This is a genomic window from Fulvivirga aurantia, assembly GCF_009711475.1.
GTDB lineage: Bacteria > Bacteroidota > Bacteroidia > Cytophagales > Cyclobacteriaceae > Fulvivirga > Fulvivirga aurantia.
The window spans coordinates 1-2,416 of sequence record NZ_SMMD01000672.1 but is presented as its reverse complement, the minus strand read 5'-3'; the positions used below and the strand labels follow the sequence as shown (position 1 = coordinate 2,416).

The 2,416-nt window shown below is 34.9% G+C and carries 3 protein-coding genes; 2 read left to right on the top strand and 1 reads right to left on the bottom strand.

Translation table 11 applies throughout. From position 1 onward, the window contains the following. Positions 1-98: 98 nt before the first annotated feature. On the bottom strand, positions 99-1,133 hold the full coding sequence (locus E1176_RS07050; RefSeq protein WP_155209899.1) for a helix-turn-helix domain-containing protein: 1,035 nt from the start codon (positions 1,131-1,133) through the stop codon (positions 99-101). A 268-nt stretch (positions 1,134-1,401) separates the two neighbouring features. Between E1176_RS07050 and E1176_RS07045 the strand changes: the two genes are divergently transcribed. Together E1176_RS07045 and E1176_RS07040 are read left to right on the top strand one after the other, a co-directional pair. Beyond that, positions 1,402-1,848: a DUF1801 domain-containing protein gene (locus E1176_RS07045; RefSeq protein WP_155209898.1), complete on the top strand. Its 447-nt coding sequence runs from the start codon at positions 1,402-1,404 to the stop codon at positions 1,846-1,848. Between the two features lie 209 nt (positions 1,849-2,057). Further along, the coding region (locus E1176_RS07040) for a helix-turn-helix domain-containing protein (protein WP_155209897.1) at positions 2,058-2,416 on the top strand (359 nt) is incomplete at its 3' end.

Genomic DNA, 2,416 nt, shown 5'->3' with positions numbered 1-2,416 from the left:
AAAAAAGGGGCTGTGAGCGTTTAAATCTATCTGAATTATAATTCAGTCAGAGTGAATTATGATATGAAAGCTTAAATTCAGACTTATTAAATTTTAACCTACTCGTCTCTTTCCTTTCGATATTGAGAAGGGGTTTTTTGAAGATTTTTCTTGAAAGCGGCATTAAAAGCCGATAAGCTATTGAAACCACTATCGTATGCAATAGAAGAAATTGTCAGGTGATCGTATTCAGACGAATTGAGCATTTGCTGTGCCGATTTGATTCGATAAGAGTTAAGGTAATGCTGAAAATTTTGTTCGAAGTTTTCATTGACAGCCTGTGAAAGTGCATGAGCACTCACCTTAAGGTGGCTTGCCACCTCCTGCAGTTTTAACTCAGGGTTCAGGATAAGCTTTTCATCTTTCATCATCTTTTCTAACTCAGAAATCAACTGCACTGATTGGTCTTTGTTAAGTCTGGAGTTTTGGTATTTTTTTACCTTAGGCATTAGCACCTTATGAACAAAGGCCCAAATACTCAATGGATATACAACTAGTGAATAAGTAATCGGTCCCATGATATAAGGCACAACTTCATCTAGCAAGAACATGAAGTATGAAAACCAAATAAATACCACTCCTAAGTGGATGTAATTAAGCCAGTTTTTCTGAGCTCTGGAAATAGAGATAGACGAACCAGCCCTATATCTTCTTTGCCAAATAAAAGAGTAGATGATATAGCTTAAAAAATGGAGATAGATGAAGTAGATACCAAAGTTGAGGTAGAAATCTTTCGACAGCAGACTCAGGCTATTCAATACAAAGAAGATACTGAATGGTATAAAATGTAATGCATCGCCTTTATTGATCCTGAAATTTTCTTGTAGAAAACTTCGGGTATAGAAATAGAAAATTGGACCAAAAGAAAGAATAAGTGTAAGGCCCAGCGTGATAAATAGCATGTCTAAATCAGACGTGAATGACAGGAATATAGACTTACTGATCCGAATTCCGAATACTATCAGAAGCACTCCAAGGATTCTGTTTGACAATGTATTAAGCTGAGGTGCAACCAACAATGAAATACCAAGCGAGAGGCCGTGTAGTACTCCAAAGCTACAAATTGCCAAAATAATAATGTGTTCGACTGACATAATGCTATATAAACCGCAAACTTGGCAAATATTAAAAGTACTCTAAAGAAATCAGTCGATTAAAATGCGGAAAAATTAATTAATAAAACATCTGTAATGATCTGGTTGATAGAGATTGAAAGAAATATTATTCAGATAAGGTCGTTCTTCTCGCTAATTTTTTTGAGTTTTATAAAAGAGCATTTGACATTTAATAAATGGGAAGGTTTCTTAAATAGTCCAGATGCGTGCTAACAGGATGTTGAGTATAACATAAAATAAAAACGCTATGGCCGAAACGAAAACCAAAGAAACAGAAGCAGATGTTTACAAGTTTATCAGCTCATTTGCCAGTACTGAACAAAAGAAAAAAGACAGCTATGAACTAATAAAAATACTGCAAGATATAACGGGCGAAGAACCTAGAATGTGGGGGCCTACCATTATTGGTTTTGGCCGCTATCATTATAAATACAAAAGCGGACACGAAGGTGATGCTCCCATACTTGGGTTTTCTCCAAGAAAAGCAGCTTTTTCCCTCTATATCTATTCTGACACAGAAAAAAGCAACTCACTACTGTCTAAACTTGGCAAATACAAAATGGGAAAAGCCTGTATTTATGTAAATAAACTTGCCGACATCAATATTCCCGTTCTCAAAGAACTTTGTGTAGAGTCCATAAAATACATTAGTGAACATAACGAATGCTCCTGTAGGAAAAAATATAACGACTAAGCCAAAGATTAACTTCTTGTTTTGTTGATAAGTTGACCGCTCCTCTCCTATTTCATACATGCTTTCAGTAGCTACTCTTAAATGTAGTTTAGTTGTACTTTAGTTTTACGGCATTGTGTGACAAATCAAATGTCGGCTAAAAGTCTAATAAAACGGTGATCAATTCTCATTCAAACAACTACCTTTAGCATAAAAAAATTAAGGACAGAATGAATTTTATTGCAAAAACAATAACTGAAACCAGGAGAGTTAAAGGACTTACTCAAGAAGAACTTGCCGAAAAGGCAAAAGTAAACTTGAGAACTATTCAGCGAATTGAAAATTCAGAAAGTGATCCGAGAGGCACAACTTTAAACTTCATCTGTGATGCCTTAGAGATTGATATAAGTCAATTGCTTTCAACTGAAAATCCTGATGTTAGAAAATCAATTGGCTCTATAATCACAAACGGAGTATTCTTACTGATCTTAAATTTATTGTTAACTGCAATTATCGGTTTTTTAACTTTGGATACGAATGCGAATATTAACAGCATTTTTGCAGGTTTTTTAGTCAGTGTTCTTACCCC